The organism is Aeromonas sp. QDB54 (genome assembly GCF_027707385.1).
In the GTDB taxonomy this organism is placed as follows: domain Bacteria; phylum Pseudomonadota; class Gammaproteobacteria; order Enterobacterales; family Aeromonadaceae; genus Aeromonas; species Aeromonas hydrophila.
Map to the genome: position 1 here is coordinate 42,516 of NZ_JAPCIT010000014.1, position 16,604 is coordinate 59,119.

13 protein-coding genes and 3 pseudogenes are annotated in these 16,604 nt (G+C 63.1%); 9 read left to right on the plus strand and 7 right to left on the minus strand.

Annotation, left to right across the window (positions count from 1 at the left end; all coding sequences use genetic code 11):
* The first annotated feature begins 20 nt into the window (after positions 1-20).
* Both PG881_RS14600 and PG881_RS14605 read left to right on the plus strand, forming a co-directional pair.
* Positions 21-419, plus strand: coding sequence for a GFA family protein (locus PG881_RS14600; RefSeq protein ID WP_043163700.1), 399 nt, complete (start codon positions 21-23; stop codon positions 417-419).
* A gap of 43 nt (positions 420-462) precedes the next feature.
* Positions 463-1,093, plus strand: a pseudogene (locus PG881_RS14605) (histidine phosphatase family protein).
* A gap of 53 nt (positions 1,094-1,146) precedes the next feature.
* Here PG881_RS14605 and PG881_RS14610 read toward each other — a convergent pair.
* A pseudogene (locus PG881_RS14610) lies at positions 1,147-2,432 on the minus strand (sensor domain-containing diguanylate cyclase).
* 221 nt (positions 2,433-2,653) lie between these two features.
* Between PG881_RS14610 and PG881_RS14615 the strand changes: the two are divergent.
* Positions 2,654-3,064: pseudogene (locus PG881_RS14615) on the plus strand (SRPBCC family protein).
* A gap of 94 nt (positions 3,065-3,158) precedes the next feature.
* Here PG881_RS14615 and smrB read toward each other — a convergent pair.
* Entirely contained in the window at positions 3,159-3,683 is a 525-nt protein-coding gene (gene smrB, locus PG881_RS14620) for an endonuclease SmrB (protein WP_011706199.1), read from the minus strand.
* Positions 3,684-3,748: 65 nt separating this feature from the next.
* Here smrB and prmB point away from each other — a divergent pair, with 65 nt between their 5' ends.
* Both prmB and aroC read left to right on the plus strand, forming a co-directional pair.
* Positions 3,749-4,684 (plus strand): 50S ribosomal protein L3 N(5)-glutamine methyltransferase, encoded by a 936-nt coding sequence (gene prmB, locus PG881_RS14625; RefSeq protein WP_270800885.1) that lies wholly within the window; start codon positions 3,749-3,751, stop codon positions 4,682-4,684.
* Positions 4,685-4,696: 12 nt separating this feature from the next.
* A complete protein-coding gene (gene aroC, locus PG881_RS14630; RefSeq protein ID WP_270800887.1) occupies positions 4,697-5,785 on the plus strand; it encodes a chorismate synthase in 1,089 nt (362 codons plus the stop codon).
* A gap of 100 nt (positions 5,786-5,885) precedes the next feature.
* Here the strand turns inward: aroC and PG881_RS14635 are convergent, their stop codons facing one another.
* Positions 5,886-6,701, minus strand: a complete 816-nt coding sequence (locus tag PG881_RS14635; RefSeq protein ID WP_270800889.1) for a substrate-binding periplasmic protein — start codon at positions 6,699-6,701, stop codon at positions 5,886-5,888.
* A 323-nt stretch (positions 6,702-7,024) separates the two neighbouring features.
* Here PG881_RS14635 and PG881_RS14640 point away from each other — a divergent pair, with 323 nt between their 5' ends.
* Complete coding sequence (locus PG881_RS14640; RefSeq protein WP_011706195.1) at positions 7,025-8,425, plus strand: DEAD/DEAH box helicase; 1,401 nt, start codon at positions 7,025-7,027, stop codon at positions 8,423-8,425.
* A 104-nt stretch (positions 8,426-8,529) separates the two neighbouring features.
* Here the strand turns inward: PG881_RS14640 and PG881_RS14645 are convergent, their stop codons facing one another.
* The 4 genes from PG881_RS14645 to cra form a co-directional block, all read right to left on the minus strand.
* Positions 8,530-9,219: an RES family NAD+ phosphorylase gene (locus PG881_RS14645; protein WP_270800892.1), complete on the minus strand. Its 690-nt coding sequence runs from the start codon at positions 9,217-9,219 to the stop codon at positions 8,530-8,532.
* A complete protein-coding gene (locus PG881_RS14650; protein ID WP_207136287.1) occupies positions 9,219-9,623 on the minus strand; it encodes an MbcA/ParS/Xre antitoxin family protein in 405 nt (134 codons plus the stop codon). The genes PG881_RS14645 and PG881_RS14650 overlap by 1 nt, the downstream gene beginning before the upstream one ends.
* A 256-nt stretch (positions 9,624-9,879) precedes the next feature.
* Positions 9,880-11,073, minus strand: a complete 1,194-nt coding sequence (locus PG881_RS14655) for an aromatic amino acid transport family protein (protein ID WP_049047099.1) — start codon at positions 11,071-11,073, stop codon at positions 9,880-9,882.
* 306 nt (positions 11,074-11,379) lie between these two features.
* Positions 11,380-12,366, minus strand: coding sequence for a catabolite repressor/activator (gene cra / locus PG881_RS14660; RefSeq protein ID WP_017410145.1), 987 nt, complete (start codon positions 12,364-12,366; stop codon positions 11,380-11,382).
* A 305-nt stretch (positions 12,367-12,671) separates the two neighbouring features.
* Between cra and fruB the strand changes: the two genes are divergently transcribed.
* From fruB to fruA, 3 genes are read left to right on the plus strand one after another with little or no spacing between them, the layout of a single operon-like run.
* Complete coding sequence (gene fruB / locus PG881_RS14665) at positions 12,672-13,772, plus strand: fused PTS fructose transporter subunit IIA/HPr protein (protein WP_106552638.1); 1,101 nt, start codon at positions 12,672-12,674, stop codon at positions 13,770-13,772.
* On the plus strand, positions 13,772-14,761 hold the full coding sequence (gene pfkB, locus PG881_RS14670; protein ID WP_270800901.1) for a 1-phosphofructokinase: 990 nt from the start codon (positions 13,772-13,774) through the stop codon (positions 14,759-14,761). The genes fruB and pfkB overlap by 1 nt, the downstream gene beginning before the upstream one ends.
* Positions 14,758-16,488, plus strand: coding sequence for a PTS fructose transporter subunit IIBC (gene fruA / locus PG881_RS14675; protein ID WP_270800903.1), 1,731 nt, complete (start codon positions 14,758-14,760; stop codon positions 16,486-16,488). The genes pfkB and fruA overlap by 4 nt, the downstream gene beginning before the upstream one ends.
* Positions 16,489-16,604 lie beyond the last annotated feature (116 nt).

Below are 16,604 nucleotides of genomic sequence, written 5' to 3' on the forward strand. Positions count from 1 at the left end.
ACAAGAGGCAAGGGGGCGTGATGAAGGGACATTGTTTGTGCGGCGGGATTGAGGTCTCGGCCGGCGATCATAAGGAGGTGGGGTTGTGCCACTGCAGCACCTGTCGGCGCTGGTCCGGCGGCCCCCTGTTTGCGGTGCACTGTGGCAAGGAGGTGCGCTTTCGCGGGCTCACCCCGGTGGCCTATCGCTCCTCGGAGTGGGCGGAGCGGGGGTTTTGCCCCACCTGCGGTACCCACCTTTTCTATCACCTGTTGCCGACGGATGAGTACATAGTGCCGGCTGGCCTGTTTCAGAGTGAATCCTTCCAGCTGGCGAGCCAGATCTTCATCGACGAAAAGCCGGATTTCTACGAGCTGAAAAACGAGACACCGACCCTGACCGGTCAGCAGGTTTTCGAGCAGTTTGCGCCCAAGCCGTGAGAACGGGCAGCGCGATCATCGGCCGCAATCAAAGGAACAGACAATGCAACTGGTGGTGATGCGCCACGGGCAAACCCCGGCCAATGCCGAGGGGCGCTATCAGGGGGCGCTGGATATTGGTCTGAGCGACACCGGGGTGGCCCAGATCAGCGCCCAGGCAAGGGCACTGGCCTTGGCGCAGGCCCCGTTTCAGCGGCTGCTGAGTTCCCCCTTGCTGCGGGCGCGGCAAAGCGCGGCCTTGGTAGCGGACGAGCTGGCGCTGCCGGTGACGCTAGCCCCCGCTTTTCGCGAGCGCCATGTCGGGGGTGTTCGAGGGGCTGACTAAGCAAGAGGCGAGGGAGCGTTACCCTGCGCTGTGGGCACGCAACATCACCCGGCGCTGGGCCGAGGCGCCACCTGGCGGAGAATCGCTGGACGAAGTCACTGCCCGGGTCGGGCAGGGACTGGCGGAACTGGCGCAGAGCGGCCGTCAGGAACGGGTGTTGCTGGTGGCGCACGGCGTGGTGGCCAAGGTGATCCGGGCGCTGACCGTGGCGGGATTTGACGACTTCTTCGAGTGGCAGCTGGCCAACGGGGCCGTGCTGGAGGTGTCGCTGGCATGTGGCGACGCTGGCGGGCCGCTGGGTTTCTTTGCCCGGCCGGGCAGTGAACATGGCGTCGCGGCCATGAATTGAGCCTAAGGCGCCAGGCCTGATAAGTGTTTCTCAGGCCTGACGCGTATTGCCTCTCAGGGGGAGTCTGGCAGTGCCTTCCTTGAGCAGTTGCGCCCCTGTTTCTTGGCCAGATAGAGGGCGGTATCGGCCCGGCGCACCATGCGTTCCACCGTATCCTGCGGGCCCAGGCTGGCACTGATGCCGATGCTGATGGTGAGCGGCACCTCGGTGCCTGCGCCCAGCTGATGCAGCTGCGACTCGACGGCGAGGCGGATCCGCTCCGCACTGGCCCAGGCCAGCTCCAGCGAGGTTTCCGGCAGCAGCAAGATGAACTCCTCGCCGCCCCAGCGGCCCAGCATGTCCACCTCCCGCAGTTGTTTGGCGACCCGTCTTACCAGGCTGAGAATGGCCTGATCCCCTTGCTGGTGGCCATAGGTGTCGTTGATCTGCTTGAAGTGATCGATGTCGATCAGCAGCAGGCTCATAGTGTGACCGAAGCGCTGACAGCGCTGCATCTCCAGCTTGACCAACTCGTCGAAGCGGCGCCGGTTGGCGATCCCGGTGAGGGGATCCGTGGTGGCCGCCACCTTGAGCTCCTCCACCAGCCGGGCCCGCTCCGAGATATCCCGCAGGATGGCGGTCATCTCGGTGGTCTGCCCCAGGTTGATCTTGGCGATGGTCACCTCCAGCGGAAACTCGCTGCCGTCGCGACGCAGCCCCATCACGGAGGCGCGGGCATGCATGGGGCGCGAGTTGATGGGGGAGTTGCTGAAGGCCTTGAAGTAGCCGTCGTGGTTGGCCCGAAAGCGCTGGGGCAGCAGGGTCTCCAGCCGTTTGCCGAGGTAGCTTTCGTCCACCCCGAACATCTCGCAGGCAGCGGTGTTGATAAGTTCGATGCGCGGCTCGCTGTTGACGCTGATGATGCCGTCGTAGGCGGAGTTGACCACCGCCTCGAAGCGCTTGCGGCTGCCTCCTCCAGCTGCTTTTTGGCGGTGATGTCGATGGCGGTGACCATGATGCGGGTGATGCGGGATTGCTCGGGAATGATGGGGGAGATGACAAAGCGCCACCAGCTGGTGCGCGACAGGGTGTCGATGGGCAGCTCGCTCTCGAGCCCCGTCTGCTGGCTCACGCACTCGTGCATCGGCTGCTCTATGCTGCCGGTGATGTAGCGGGGAAACATTTCGTTCAGGCGCTTGCCGATGCTGCCGAGCACGTCCAGCTCGAAGGCCTGGGCAAAGGTGTCGTTGGCGGATACCAGGGTAAAGCGATCATCGTCGTCGAGGGAAAACACCGCAACGGCGGCGCCGATGGCATCGAGAGACGACTTGATGTCGGCATGGGAACCCTGTGTGAACATGCAACCTCCATGGCGGATAACGTATTGATATTCAGTATAGTGCGGCCGTTTTTGATCCTTGTCCCGCAGGCAGAAGGAACGCCTTGCCACTGGGTTGGCGGTGATGAGCCCCGTCAGATGGACTGGCTCGGCGCCATCGGCTGGACTTTACTTGCTGGCATCCGCAAGCGAGCTGGCCGGCATGGCCAGTCATATCACAGCAAACTGGCACGGAGCGCGTCATGAAGATCAGCATCGAGGCACATATTGAGCAGGAGATAGAGGCCATCTGGTGGGCCTGGAACGATCCGGACTGCATCGCCTGATGGAATGCGGCCTCCAGCGACTGGCACACCACCGGCAGTCGGGTCGACTTGGTGGTGGGCGGGCGTTTCTGCCATCACATGGCCGCCAAGGATGGCAGCGCCGGTTTTGATTTCACCGGCACCTTTACCCGGGTGGAGGCGCCGACCCGTCTCTCGTTCGTGATGGATGACGGGCGCGAGGTGGATGTGCAGTTTGCGAGCGAGCCGGGCGGCACCTGGGTGCAGGAAACCTTCGATGCCGAGACGAGCCACACCCCGGCCCAGCAGCAGGCGGGCTGGCAGGGGATCCTCGACAACTTCAAGCGTTATGTGGAAGCTGCAGGCTAGGGGAGGCGCCTGTGCCCATAAAAAACCACCGCTAGGTCGCGGTGGTTTTTTATGCTGCTTTGCACGTACGCCAGAGCATGCCAGAGGACGAAGGCTACTCCTCGATATCCAGCAGCACCAGGATGGCGCTGTCGCCGCCCCACTCGCGGGGGGCCTGATGGAACGCCTGTACATTGGGGTGCTGGGCCAGCCAGCTTGGAATGCGCTGCTTGAGGATGTGTTTGCCGATGCCGTGCATCACGGAGGCAACGTGGATGTTCTCTTTTTGGCAGAGGGTCAGCAGGGCTGCCAGCTCCTGTTTGGCCTGCTGCTGGTTCATGCCGTGCAGGTCCAGGTAGATCTCCGGCGGATAGCTGCCGCGCTTGAGCTTTTTCAGCTCGAATTTTGACACATCTTCACGCACGTAACGGGTCGGTCCATCGGCCTCGAGATGGGGCTGGTACTCATCGCTGAAATAGTGGTCAACCCCAAGCTTTTCGCGGCTCTCACGCAGTTCGCGTTTCTGCTTGACCGGGCGCAGGTCGGCCCTTATGGTATCTTGCTTGATTTTCCGGGTACCTTTTATCGCATCGCGGAACAGCTGGGTTTCCTCGTCTGTCGGTGAGGGCGTTTTTTTCATCAGGTACTCGTCTTGCTCGCTGTATAGAATTCTCGGGCCGGATATTACTCGACTTGGAGGTGGATTTGGACAAGATATTTATCGATGAGGTGGTTGCCGAGATGCACACCATCCAGGACATGTTGCGCTGGGCCATGAGTCGTTTCAACGACGCCGGGATCTTCTACGGACATGGTACCGACAACGCCTGGGATGAAGCCGTGCAGCTGGTACTGCCCGCGCTACATCTGCCGCCGGACGTGGATCCGGGCATGCGCCACTCCCGTCTGACCACCAGCGAACGGCACCGCATCGCCGAGCTCATCATCCGCCGCGTGCAGGAGCGGGTACCGGCCGCCTACCTGACCAACAAGGCCTGGTATGCCGGTTGGGAGTTCTACGTGGACGAGCGGGTGCTCATCCCCCGTTCCCCCATCGCCGAGATGGTGGTCAACCGCTTCGCTCCCTTCCTCAAGCATGAACCGACCCGGATCATGGACTTGTGCACCGGCTCCGGCTGCATTGCCATCATCATGGCCCACGAGTTCCCGGAAGCCGAAGTGGATGCCATCGACATCAGCGTCGATGCCCTCAACGTGGCCGAGCGCAACATCAACGATCACGGGTTGGAGCAGCAGGTCATTCCGATCCGCTCCGATCTGTTCCGCGATCTGCCGGTCGGCGACAAGTACGATCTCATCGTCTCCAACCCGCCCTACGTGGATTCCGAAGACATGTCGGATCTGCCGGACGAGTTTCGTCACGAACCCGAGCTGGCGCTGGCCTCCGGCTCTGACGGCCTCAAGCTCACCAAGCGCCTGCTGGCCAATGCCGCCGACTTCCTCAAAGAGGACGGCGTGCTGGTGGTCGAGGTGGGCAACAGCATGATCCATCTGGAAGCCCAGTTCCCGGACGTGCCCTTTACCTGGGTCGAGTTCGAGAATGGCGGTCACGGCGTGTTCGTGATGAGCCGTGCCGATCTGGTGCAGTACCAGGACTATTTCGCGATTTACAAGAGCTAAGCAGGAGCACTCATGGCAGGGAACAGTTTCGGCCAACTCTTTCGTGTGACGACCTTCGGCGAGAGCCACGGCCTGGCGCTGGGCGCCGTGGTCGACGGCTGCCCGCCGGGACTGGAGATCAGCGAAGCGGATCTGCAGGGGGATCTGGACCGGCGCAAGCCCGGCACCTCCCGCTACACCACGCCGCGCCGCGAGCCGGACGAGGTGAAGATCCTCTCCGGGGTGTTCGAGGGCAAGACCACCGGCACCTCCATCGGGCTCTTGATCGAGAACACCGATCAGCGCTCCAAGGACTACTCCGACATCAAGGACTTGTTCCGTCCGGGCCACGCCGATTACACCTATCACCAGAAGTACGGCCAGCGCGACTATCGCGGCGGCGGTCGTTCCTCCGCCCGTGAAACCGCGATGCGGGTGGCGGCGGGGGCCATTGCCAAGAAGTACCTGAAACAGGTGCACGGCATCGAGATCACCGGTTTCCTCTCCCAGCTCGGCCCCATCAAGGCAGAAGCCTTCGACGCGGCGCAGATTGAGCAGAATCCCTTCTTCTTCCCCGATACGGGCAAGCTGGAAGCGCTCGATCAATACATGCGCGACCTGAAAAAAGAGGGCAACAGCATCGGTGCCAAGGTGCAGGTCATCGCCAGCAATGTGCCGGTGGGCCTCGGTGAGCCGGTGTTCGACCGGCTCGACGCCGACATCGCCCACGCCATGATGGGCATCAATGCGGTGAAAGGGGTGGAGATCGGTGACGGGTTCGCGGTGGTGGAGCAAAAAGGCTCCGAGCACCGCGACGAGATGACCCCGGCCGGCTTTGCCAGCAACCATGCGGGCGGTATTCTGGGCGGTATCTCGTCGGGTCAGGATATCGTGGTGAGCTTAGGCTTAAAGCCCACCTCCAGCATCACGGTGCCGGGCAAAACGATCAATACCGAAGGCGAAGCGATCGAGATGATTACCAAGGGTCGCCACGATCCTTGCGTCGGTATCCGCGCCGTGCCCATTGCCGAGGCGATGCTGGCACTGGTGCTGATGGATCACCTGCTGCGCCACCGTGCCCAGAACCAGGGCGTGCAGACGCATACCCCGCAACTGCGCTGATCGGCCTGCCCACCGCTCGGTTGATCGAGTGGTGCAGACACAGTCACAGTCAAAAGGCGACCTCAGGGTCGCCTTTTTCATGGACCTTCATCGCGCTTGATTACTGGCCGGGCGCCACCTGCTCAGCCGCCGGGTTGTCGAGCCGGCAGGGGGGCGGCGCTACATCACGGCCGGGTGGAGGCAGGCCGGCAATCACCTCATTGACCCGGGTGAGCTGCGCATCGGTGACGGCTGAGCTGGCAAACATCAGGCTGACCGGTTGGTGATGGAGCAGCAGCTGGCAGCGGATAAAGCCGTCGGCCCCCAGCTGTTGCAGCCGGTAGCGGGCGTATTGCCACTCCATGATGACGCCGTCGAGGCGACGCGCCAGCAGCAGATCGACCAGCCGGTCATCCGCGTTGTATTCGCTCGCCTGCTTGAGGGCGGGACACGCTTCCATCAGCTGGATGGGGCGGGTGCCGCGCAGCTTGCCAAGGCGCAGCTGGCTTTGCTGGCAAAGCTGCGACAGGTCTGACACCGCCAGCCAGGGATCTCGCTGGCCCGGGATGGGGTTGTTGCTCAGCAGCACGAAGGTACTGCGCCGATAGGGTACCGAGAAGCGGGCAAAGGCGCGCCGCTCCGGCGTATCGAGCGCCCCCATGGCCACGTCCAGCTGCTGCTGCTCGAGCAGATGGATGGCCCTGGCCCAGGGCAGGTTGCGAAAGTGGGATTCCAGGCCCGCCTGGCTCAGGATCTGGCGGGTCAGGGTGACGTCCAGCCCATCCAGCGTTCCCTGGGGATTGATGTAACTGAACGGAGGCCAGTGGCTCCAGGCCACCGACAGCCTGGGCTTGGCCTGCAGCGGCAGAGAGAGCCCAACTGCCAGCAGGGAGAGCAAGAGCCAGCCAGGGGCGGCCGACAGAAGATGAACACGCATGAACCTGAACCTCCTTGTACATGATGGATGCGGCGGTATCGCCGTTATCTGGCATCAAGCATAGCCTGATTCGAATGAGTTCTTGAGCGGCTTTTCCGGGCGGGACGGTGACCTGCTTTTGGCAAACATGCTGGGAGGAACGTCACATTTTTCTCGTTTCTCCTCAATAACTCCGTTAGACTGCGCCCCTATTCTTTCCCCTTTGCTCTGCTCCCCGGGGAAATCGTTGTGTTCTCAACAGGCCCGAGTCTGGCGAGATGGCATCGGCTCAGCAGAGGAGCCCCATCCCGGATTGTCGGCGCCCCTATCCCTAGCAGGTAACTATGAGTTTTACTTCCCTCGGTCTGGCCGAACCCTTGTTGCGTGCCGTTGCCGAGCAAGGCTACGACACCCCGTCTCCCATTCAGCAACAAGCGATCCCGGCGGTACTGGCTGGCCGTGATCTGATGGCCGCCGCTCAGACCGGGACCGGCAAGACCGCAGGTTTTACCCTGCCGATGCTGCAGCGTCTGACTGAAAGCAAGCGCAAGGTCTCCCCGAATCGCATCCGTGCCCTGGTGCTGACCCCGACCCGCGAGCTGGCCGCCCAGGTGGGCGAGAGCGTGCGCAACTACGGCAAACACCTGCCGATCCGCAGCCACGTGGTATTTGGCGGCGTGAGCATCAACCCGCAGATGATGGCGACCCGCCGTGGTCTGGACGTGCTGGTGGCCTGCCCGGGCCGCCTGATGGATCTGTACAACCAGAACGCCGTCAAGTTCGACGAAGTGGAAATCCTGGTGCTGGACGAAGCGGATCGCATGCTCGACATGGGCTTTATCCGCGACATCCGCCGCATCCTGGCCCTGCTGCCGAAGAAGCGCCAGAACCTGCTGTTCTCCGCCACCTTCGCCGACGAGATCCGCGAGCTGGCCACCGGTTTGCTGGACAACCCGGCGGTGATCGAAGTCGCCCCACGCAACAGCACCGCCGAGCGTATCGAGCAGCTGGTGCACCCCTGTGACAAGGCCAACAAGATTGCCCTGCTGAGCCACCTGGTCACCAGCAACAACTGGCAGCAGGTACTGGTGTTCACCCGTACCAAGCACATGGCCAACCGTGTTGCCGAGACCCTCGACAAGAACGGCGTCAGCGCCGCCGCCATCCACGGCAACAAGAGCCAGGGTGCCCGTACCCGCGCCCTGGCCGGTTTCAAGGATGGCAGCGTCAAGGTGCTGGTGGCGACCGACATCGCCGCCCGTGGCCTGGACATCGACAAACTGCCGCAGGTAGTGAACTTCGAGCTGCCGAACGTGGCGGAAGATTACGTGCACCGTATCGGCCGTACCGGCCGTGCCGGCGCCGCCGGTCACGCCATCTCCCTGGTCGCGGCCGATGAGGGCAAGCTCATCAAGGCCATCGAGCGGCTGACCAAGCAGAACATTCCGTGCGAGCAGGTGGCCGGTTTTGAAGCCTCCCGCGAGACCTTGGACAACATCGCCCGTGGCATCGGCGCGCCGCTGCGCAAAGAGCCGCGCGATCCGAGCGAGCAGCGCCGTGCACCGCGCCCGCAAGGTCAAGGCCAGCGTCAGGGCGCCGGTCGCTCTGCCAACGGTGGCAATGGCGGCGGTAACCGCTCCGGCAACGGTGGCAAGCCCAAGCCCCAGGGTGGCCAGCGCCCGGAAGGCGGCGCCGGCAAACCGGCTCAGGCTCGTCGTCCCCGTCGCGCTACCCACAACCAGTAAGCGGCCAGGGAGCCTGCTCCCCGCTCGGTTGATGCAAAAAGCCCCGCCACTCTGGCGGGGCTTTTCTATATCCGGGAGTCGGTCGAGTGAGGCGGCAGTGCCCATCACTCGCCATAGAGGGTGATCTGCAGCACGTTGGCGATGGCGCTGCCGTTCCAGTGGTACTCCAGATGGCGGGGCTGATGGACGCGATTGACCAGGCGCGGGCGATAGAGCAGGTAGCAGTCGTGGCCGCTGTGGCGCACCGAGCGATAACAGATGCCGTCGACATCCAGGTCTTTCTGCTCGCGGGCGAAGGCCTGGGAATACCCGTAGTCGGTAGCATGGTAGAGCGGTGTGGCGAGAAATGCTTCGCCGGTAATGTCGATCAGGCTGGCGCTGAACTCGGCATGGATCACCCGCATCTGCACTTTCTGGGCGGGTTCACGGGTATAGCCGAAGACGCGCTCCTGGTGGTAGACCGTCTCCTTGATGGCGGTGTCGAGGCTGGGGGCGCAGTAATAACCGCCAAAATCACCGGTGGTGAAGCGGGCCCCCTCCGGATTGAGGTGGGTGAAGGCGGCCATCACATGGCTGCCGCCAGCCAAGCCCACCAGCCAGTCTGCTTTCGGCACCCGCGTCAGCTCGCCGGCCTCTTCCCTCAGCCTGTCGTTGGTCAGCGCCTCGATGGCCCAGACCGCCTCCAGTTCGTCGGCGTTGGCCACATCCTCATAGAGGCAGATGGTGGGGTAGCGGCTCGGGATGATCCGGTAGGCTGACTCGTCCTTGAAAGCGCGCTGCGGGGGAGTCTGCATCAGGCCATGCCTCCGCGCCAGGCGTGCAGGCGGGTAGCGACCTCATAGAGATCGGCCACGCGGCCACCCTGCATCACCTCCATGGCGCTGCGGCCGGCAAAGAAGGGGTGGCTGTTGGACTTGCGCACCCAGCCATAGATGCTCTCGTCCGCGCTGAACAGTATCCGCAGGCTCTTGTGAATGTTGAGCAGGTAGCTCATTCGCTCCTGCAGATCCGCACTCAGTCTGATCCCGCCGTGGGACTCCTTGTACTTGTTCAAAGTTGAACGCGAAGAGATACCGAGTAGTCGCAACTGTTCATCTGTGTTGCACTGCCATTTGTCGAGGATGCGAAACACCACCGGCAGCGCCTTGCTGGGATCAACGGCGCCATCTTGCCGTTGAACGTGTGCGGTTGCGACCATGTCAGGCTCCTTGCGGGATTGAGCGTGTATTCTGTTGCCAAAAAGGCGATCTGTTATCAGTGTACAAGAACTATTCACATATATACAGGGCGTCGATACATGGTGCATATATGAACGTTTGATGCATCAAGGAGATGAGCACCGCGCAGGCGGACCCCTTTATATCGATGGCATATACCGATGGCATAGAAAAAGCCCCGCCAACTGGGTTGGTGGGGCTTTTGCGCTTTTGTTTAGGGCATGCACCGGCTCTGGCTTAGAGCGCGGGCAGCAATCCCATGCTGACGCTTATCTGCACCCCGACGATCAGCACACCCATGGCGCCGGCAAGGCCCAGGGCCAGCACGCCGCCCGGGGCGCGGTAGTGATGCGCCTCGGCCTGCTTGCGGCTCTGCCACACCAGGGCCACCGGCAGCAGTACCGCCAGCACCGCCAGCGCGATGGCGGCGTAGCCGAGCGCCATGATGAAGCCCTGCGGGAAGTAGAGGGCAAACAGCAGGGGCGGCACAAAGGTGATGAGGCCGGTTTGGGTGCGGCCCTGCCAGTTGTCCTTGCGACGGGTCACCTTGGCCATGAAGTCGAACAGTCCCAGCGTCACCCCGAGGAAGGAGGTGGCCAGCGCCAGATCGGCGAACAGGTGCATCGCCTGGTTGAAGGCGGGCCAGCTTACCAGATTGCCGACGTTGGCCAACAGGCTGTCCAGCGCCCCGCCGGTCTGGATCAGGGATTGTTGACCGAGCAGCCCCAGGATGGCCACTTGCCACAGCACATAGAGGATGAGCGGCAGGGCGGAGCCCCACACGAAGACCCGGCGCAGCTGCTTGGGGCAGTCCCCCAGGTAGAGCATCACGCTCGGGATGGAGCCGTGAAAACCGAACGAGGTGAAGATGACCGGCAGGCCTGCCAGCAACAAGCCCTGACCGAGCGGCATGGAGAGCAGGTGCTGCCCCTCGGCGCGCGGCAGCAGCAGACCTAGGACGGCCACCATGATCACCAGCTTGACGGTGAACATCAGTCGGTTGAGGTAATCCACTTGCTTGGTGCCGACGCAGACCATGCCGCCAAACAGCAGGGTAAAGGCCCAGGCCGCCTGCTCCTGGCTGAGGGGCAGGCCGGCATCGGCCAGCGCCTGGGCCAGCAGGCTGCTGCCGCCGCTGATGTAGGCGGAGGCCAGTGAGTAGAACAACATCAGGATGCAGAAGGAGGCAATGCGCTTGCCCCAGGGGCCGAGCAGGTGATCCGCCAGCTGGTGCAGGTACCACTTGCCGGTGTTGAGGCTGGCTTCCACCTGCAGCATGGCGGTAAAGGCCATCAGGCCCCACAGGCCGATCATCAGCAGCAGGGTGGCGGGTCCGCCAAGGGAGGAGGAAGCCAGCGGCAGGGCCAGCATGCCGGCGCCTATGGTGGTGCCGGCAATCAACAGGGTACATCCCAGGGTTTTGGTATTCATGGTGTCCATCCGAATCGAGAAACTGCGCCGTGCGCAGCAGGCATATGAGGTGTTGGCAAGGCGCCTCCGGGGTCGAGACCGGAGGCTAGCAATATCGGAGTGAACCCATCGTTACGAAAAATCCGCTGGTTGTAAAAGATGGTTGCCAACTTAGCGAATTAAAATGTTGGATACAAGCGTGTAAAGGCGGATTTTGTACTGGGTGGACAGAATAAGTGGAAATAAAAGATGACAGGAGTGCGCTTCGACTGGTGAAAAAACGCGCCGCTGCGAACCGGGTCGCAGCAGCGCGCGATGCAGAGAGGATTAACGGCGGCGCTTGAGGGTCCGGCTCACATAGTGCAGCCCGCACTGATATTCACCGCCAATCGCCTTGAGGGCCAGCTCCAGCGCTTGGCTGGCGAGGGCATCGTGTTGCTGGGGCAGGGAGTTGATGCCGAAGGGGAGAAAATCGAGCAGGCGATCGTCGCCGAAGGTGGCCATGGCCAGTCGGCTCATGTCGGTCTCTTGTTCCAGCAGATAGTCGAGCACCCCCTCCATCAGGATGTAGGAGGTGGCCACCAGTGCCTGGGGCAGCTGGCCGAGCTGCTGATGCAGCGTCTTGATCAGGCGGTAGCCTTCGGCGCGGGAGAAGTGGGCCCCTTCACACAGATGGCAAGCCGTACTGTGGCTGGCGACGGCCTGCTCGAAGCCTGCCTTGCGTTCACGGCTGATCGTGAGCGCCGGCAGCGCGGTGATCAGGGCGATGTGCTTGATTGCCGGCGAGAGCAGGGAGGCGGTGAGATCGCAGCTCGCCTTCTGGTTTTCGCTGGCCACGGTGACGAACTTGTCGGCCGCCATGGCCCGGTCGATGGCGAGCACCTGGATGCCGCGCGTCTGCAGGCCGAGGTAGAAGGGATCTTCGGGTGGCAGGCAACTGGCCACCAGCAGCGCATCCACGTGGCGGCTGGCCAGCATCTCGGCCAGCTCCTTCTCGGTGGCGGGGTCATCTTCCGAGCAGACGATCAGCAGCTGATAGCCCTGTACCCGCGCCCCTTGCTCCAGCCGTTTGGCGAGCTTGGCGTAACTGGCGTTCTCCAGGTCGGGCAGGATGAAGCCCAGGGTCTTGGTCTGGCCACCGCGCAGGGAGGCGGCGCGGCTGTCCGGCTGGTAGTTGTGGGCGGTGACCACCGCCATCACCTTGTCGCGGGTGGCCTGGCTGATGCGGTATTGGTCGGCCTTGCCATTGATCACATAGCTGGCCGTGGTGCGCGAGACACCGGCGAGGGCGGCGATTTCATCCAGTTTCATCATGTTGGCTCTGTTTGAGTTGCAAGGCCCACGGGCACTGCCTGGTGAGGGCACCGAAAAGTGTGCGCGGGATCATATCATTGAAAAGCACTCTTTGTGGGTACTTGATCAATTCGCTGAAACGATTCAGTCTGAGTGTAAGTGAAACGATTCAGCTTGTCAGTAGACAATCGATGGCCGGGCATAAAAATCGGGTATGACCCGCGAAGGGATGCAATCCGGTCTATTGTCAGCAGGCGAGTGGCACGAATGGTTATGTTTGATGAGCCGGTACGGTCAGGCCGCCCGGCACCTGATGGAGAATCTCTATGTTGAAGTTGGCGCGACAGCAGATCCTGCTGGGGCAGTCGGTGGCGACCAAGGCCGAAGCCATTGCCCTGTTGGCAGGCAAACTGACCGAAGCCGGTCTGGTGGAAGCGGGGTATGTAGATGGCATGCTGGCGCGTGAAGCGCAGCACGCCACCTATCTTGGCAGCGGCATCGCCATTCCCCACGGCACCACCGACACCCGGCATCTGGTGAAGAACACCGGCGTCATGGTGGCCCAGTTCCCGCAGGGGATCGAGTGGGATGAGGGGCAGATCGCCTACGTCGCCATCGGCATCGCCGCCAAGTCCGACGAGCATCTGGGCATTTTGCGCCAGCTCACCCACGTGCTGGGTGATGAGCAGGCGGCGGCGCAATTGAAAGAGGCCACCGATGCCGACACCATCATCAATATCCTGACCGGTGCGACGGCGCCCAAAGAGGTGCAGTTCCTGGCTTTGGCCGACTTCCCGGCGGACGATCGCGACCAGCTGCTGCTGGGCGCAGCCGCCCGCGCCAAATCCGCCGGCTGGGGCGATGCCGCCATGGTGAGCGCCCTGCTGGCAAGTGAACCCGCCTACCTGGGCGAGGGCATCTGGCTGGCGCGGGCACAAGCGGCTCAGACTGGCTGGGTGCTGGCGACGCCGAGCACTGCACTGAGCGCAGGGGAGCTGCCGGTCAGCGCCCTGCTGCTGCTGTGCGCCGCCGACAGCGGCCATCTGGCGCAACTCGACAACCTGGCCAAACTGGCCGCTGCCGGTCAGCTGGCTACGCTGGCAGGTGGCGAGGGGTTGGCCATGCTGCAAGCGGGGCCGGCCAGCGGTCTCAGTGACACCTTCACCATCATCAACCCCCATGGGTTGCACGCTCGTCCGGGCGCCATGCTGGTCAAGGTGGCCAAGGAGTATGAATCCGATATCCGGGTAGCGAATCTGGATGGCAGCGGCGAGGCGGTCTCCGCCAAGAGCCTGATGAAGGTCATCGGCCTGGGCGTCAAGTGCGGGCACCGTCTGGCGTTTCGCGTCGAAGGCCCGGATGCCGAAGCGGCGCTCAAGGGCATCGGCGCCGCCATTGCGGCCGGGCTGGGCGAGGGGGCGCACTGATGGACATAGTGACCATCACCCTCAACCCTGCGCTCGATCTCACCACCCGCCTCGAGGCGATGAGTCTGGGCGAGGTGAATCTGGTGAGCGAGGCCAACCTGCGTGCGGCGGGCAAGGGGATCAACGTCGCCATGGTGCTCAAGGACTTGGGCCGTGAAGTGGGCGTCACTGGCTGGCTTGGCGCAGACAATGAGCAGAGCTTTGTCTCCCTGTTTGCCGAGCGAGCGCTGGATGATCACTTTGTCCGTGTCGCGGGCAGCACCCGCATCAACGTCAAGATCTCCGAGCAATCCGGTCGGGTCACCGATCTCAATCTGCCGGGGCTCACCATCCAGCAAGGGGAGGTGGGCGCGCTGGAGCAGGCCATCGACGAACTGGCAGCGCGCGCCGACTGGTTCGTGCTGGCGGGCAGCCTGCCCAAAGGGGTGGCCCCCGATTACTGCGCCCATCTGATCCGCCTGCTCAAGGCCAAAGGCAAGCAGGTGATCTTCGATTGCAGCGGCGCGGCGTTAAGCGAAGGGATCAAGGCGGCGCCGACCCTGGTCAAACCCAATCTGGAAGAGCTGAGCCAGTGGGCGGGCCGCCCCATCAAGACCCTGAGCGAGCAGGCCGAGTGTGCCCGCGCGCTGCAGGCAAGCGGGATCCCCAACGTGGTGATCTCCAACGGCGCCGATGGCCTCATCTGGTTTGCACCGGATGCCGTCTGGCAGGCGATTCCGCCGCGCATGCAGGTGGTCAGCACGGTCGGTGCCGGCGATTCCCTGGTGGCTGGTCTCGCCCATGGTCTCAGCCTTGGCTGGACACCGGAGCAGACCCTGCGGCTGGCCACCGCCGTCTCGGCGCTGGCGGTCAGCCAGGTGGCGGTCGGCTTTAGCGATATCAGTGTGCTCAACCCCTTGCTTGAACAGGTGCGCGTACAGCGTCTGGATGCGCTGGCTCCGGTTCAATGCCATACCCCCTCAATGGAAAACTCAGGAGATGCCCAATGAAAGCAATCTTGGTTACGGCTTGCCCGGCGGGCATTGCCACCAGCTTTCTCGCTGCAAAACGGATAGAACAGCAGGCCAAACTGGCTGGCTGGGAGCTCACCCTCGACGTCGGCTCCAGCGTGCAGCCTCGCCAGGTGCCGGGCAAGGAGCAGATTGCCGCGGCCGACCTGGTGCTGGTTGTCGCCAGCGCCCCGGTGGATCTCGCCGCCTATGACGGCAAGCGGGTCTATCAGGGCAGCATGGATCTCGCCCTGCAGGATCCGGCCGCCTTGCTGGAGGCAGCCGCCAGCGGCGCCAGCCTCTATCGCCACCAAGCCGCCTCCGCCGTTGCTGCCGCCAAACCGGCCGCCGCTGGCAAGCGCATCGTGGCGGTGACAGCGTGCCCGACCGGGGTGGCCCACACCTTTATGTCGGCAGAAGCGCTGGAGACCATGGCCAAACAGCTGGGTTATCAGATCCGCGTCGAGACTCAAGGCTCGGTCGGTGCCCAGAATGCCCTGACTGCCGAGGAGATTGCAGCCGCCGATCTGGTGTTCCTCGCCACCGATATCGAGGTGGACATGGCCCGTTTCGACGGCAAGCCGGTCTATCGCACCAGCACGGGGGCGGCGCTCAAGAAAACCCGCGCCGAGCTGGACAAGGCGTGGAGTGAGGCGAAAACCTATCGCCACAGCGGTGCCAGCCAGCCCAAGAAAGAGGAAAAAGCAGGCCCCTACAAGCACCTGTTGACCGGTGTCTCCTTCATGCTGCCGATGGTGGTGGCGGGCGGCCTCATCATCGCGCTCTCGTTTGTGTTCGGTATCGAGGCGTTCAAGGTGGAAGGCACTCTGGCCGCGGCTCTGATGAAGATCGGTGGCGGCTCCGCCTTCGCCCTGATGATCCCGGTGCTGGCGGGTTACATTGCCTACTCCATCGCTGATCGCCCGGGCCTCGCTCCCGGCATGATCGGCGGCATGCTGGCAAGCTCGCTGGGCGCCGGTTTCCTTGGCGGCATCGTGGCCGGTTTCCTGGCCGGTTACAGTGCCAAGTACCTGAGCGACAAGGTGCGCCTGCCGGTGACCCTGGAAGCGCTCAAGCCGATCCTGATCATTCCGCTGTTTGCCAGCCTGTTTACCGGCCTGGTGATGATCTATGTGGTGGGTGGCCCGGTGGCCGGCATCATGAATGCCATGACCACCTTCCTCAACAACATGGGCTCTGCCAACGCCGTGCTGCTGGGTGTCATCATCGGCGCCATGATGTGCTTCGACATGGGTGGCCCGGTCAACAAGGCGGCTTACGCCTTCGGGGTCGGCCTGTTGGCCTCCAAAACTTACGCCCCGATGGCTGCCGTGATGGCCGCCGGTATGGTGCCAGCGCTGGGGATGGGGATCGCCACCTTCCTGGCCCGCACCAAGTTCATCAAGGCGGAGCAGGAAGCGGGCAAGGCCTCCTTCGTGCTGGGTCTGTGCTTCATCTCCGAGGGGGCCATTCCGTTTGCCGCCAAGGATCCGATGCGGGTCATCCCGGCCTGCATGGTGGGTGGCGCCCTGACCGGTGCGCTCTCCATGCTGTTTGGTTGCGAGCTGATGGCGCCCCACGGCGGTCTGTTTGTGCTGTTCATCCCGCACGCCATCAGCAACGTCATGATGTATATCGTGGCGATTGCGGCAGGCTCGCTGCTGACCGGTGTCTCCTACGCCATGCTCAAGCGCGGTGAAGAGCAGGCCAAGCTGGCCACGGCATAATCCGCTAGTCAGCAACACGCCATACAAGAGAGCGGCCTTTGGGCCGCTTTTTTATTGCCCAAATTTATTGTCCAAAAAAGTGACGAGGGTAGGGCAACCTGGCTTGTGGTTAATGG

Bases quoted from the DNA above. Each gene is read 5' to 3' on its own strand.
- PG881_RS14600 (WP_043163700.1), top strand. From the start codon at position 21: ATGAAGGGACATTGTTTGTGCGGCGGGATTGAGGTCTCGGCCGGCGAT.
- smrB (WP_011706199.1), bottom strand. From the start codon at position 3,683: ATGAAAAAAACGCCCTCACCGACAGACGAGGAAACCCAGCTGTTCCGC.
- aroC (WP_270800887.1), top strand. From the start codon at position 4,697: ATGGCAGGGAACAGTTTCGGCCAACTCTTTCGTGTGACGACCTTCGGC.
- PG881_RS14635 (WP_270800889.1), bottom strand. From the start codon at position 6,701: ATGCGTGTTCATCTTCTGTCGGCCGCCCCTGGCTGGCTCTTGCTCTCC.
- PG881_RS14640 (WP_011706195.1), top strand. From the start codon at position 7,025: ATGAGTTTTACTTCCCTCGGTCTGGCCGAACCCTTGTTGCGTGCCGTT.
- PG881_RS14645 (WP_270800892.1), bottom strand. From the start codon at position 9,219: ATGCAGACTCCCCCGCAGCGCGCTTTCAAGGACGAGTCAGCCTACCGG.
- PG881_RS14650 (WP_207136287.1), bottom strand. From the start codon at position 9,623: ATGGTCGCAACCGCACACGTTCAACGGCAAGATGGCGCCGTTGATCCC.
- PG881_RS14655 (WP_049047099.1), bottom strand. From the start codon at position 11,073: ATGAATACCAAAACCCTGGGATGTACCCTGTTGATTGCCGGCACCACC.
- cra (WP_017410145.1), bottom strand. From the start codon at position 12,366: ATGATGAAACTGGATGAAATCGCCGCCCTCGCCGGTGTCTCGCGCACC.
- fruB (WP_106552638.1), top strand. From the start codon at position 12,672: ATGTTGAAGTTGGCGCGACAGCAGATCCTGCTGGGGCAGTCGGTGGCG.
- pfkB (WP_270800901.1), top strand. From the start codon at position 13,772: ATGGACATAGTGACCATCACCCTCAACCCTGCGCTCGATCTCACCACC.
- fruA (WP_270800903.1), top strand. From the start codon at position 14,758: ATGAAAGCAATCTTGGTTACGGCTTGCCCGGCGGGCATTGCCACCAGC.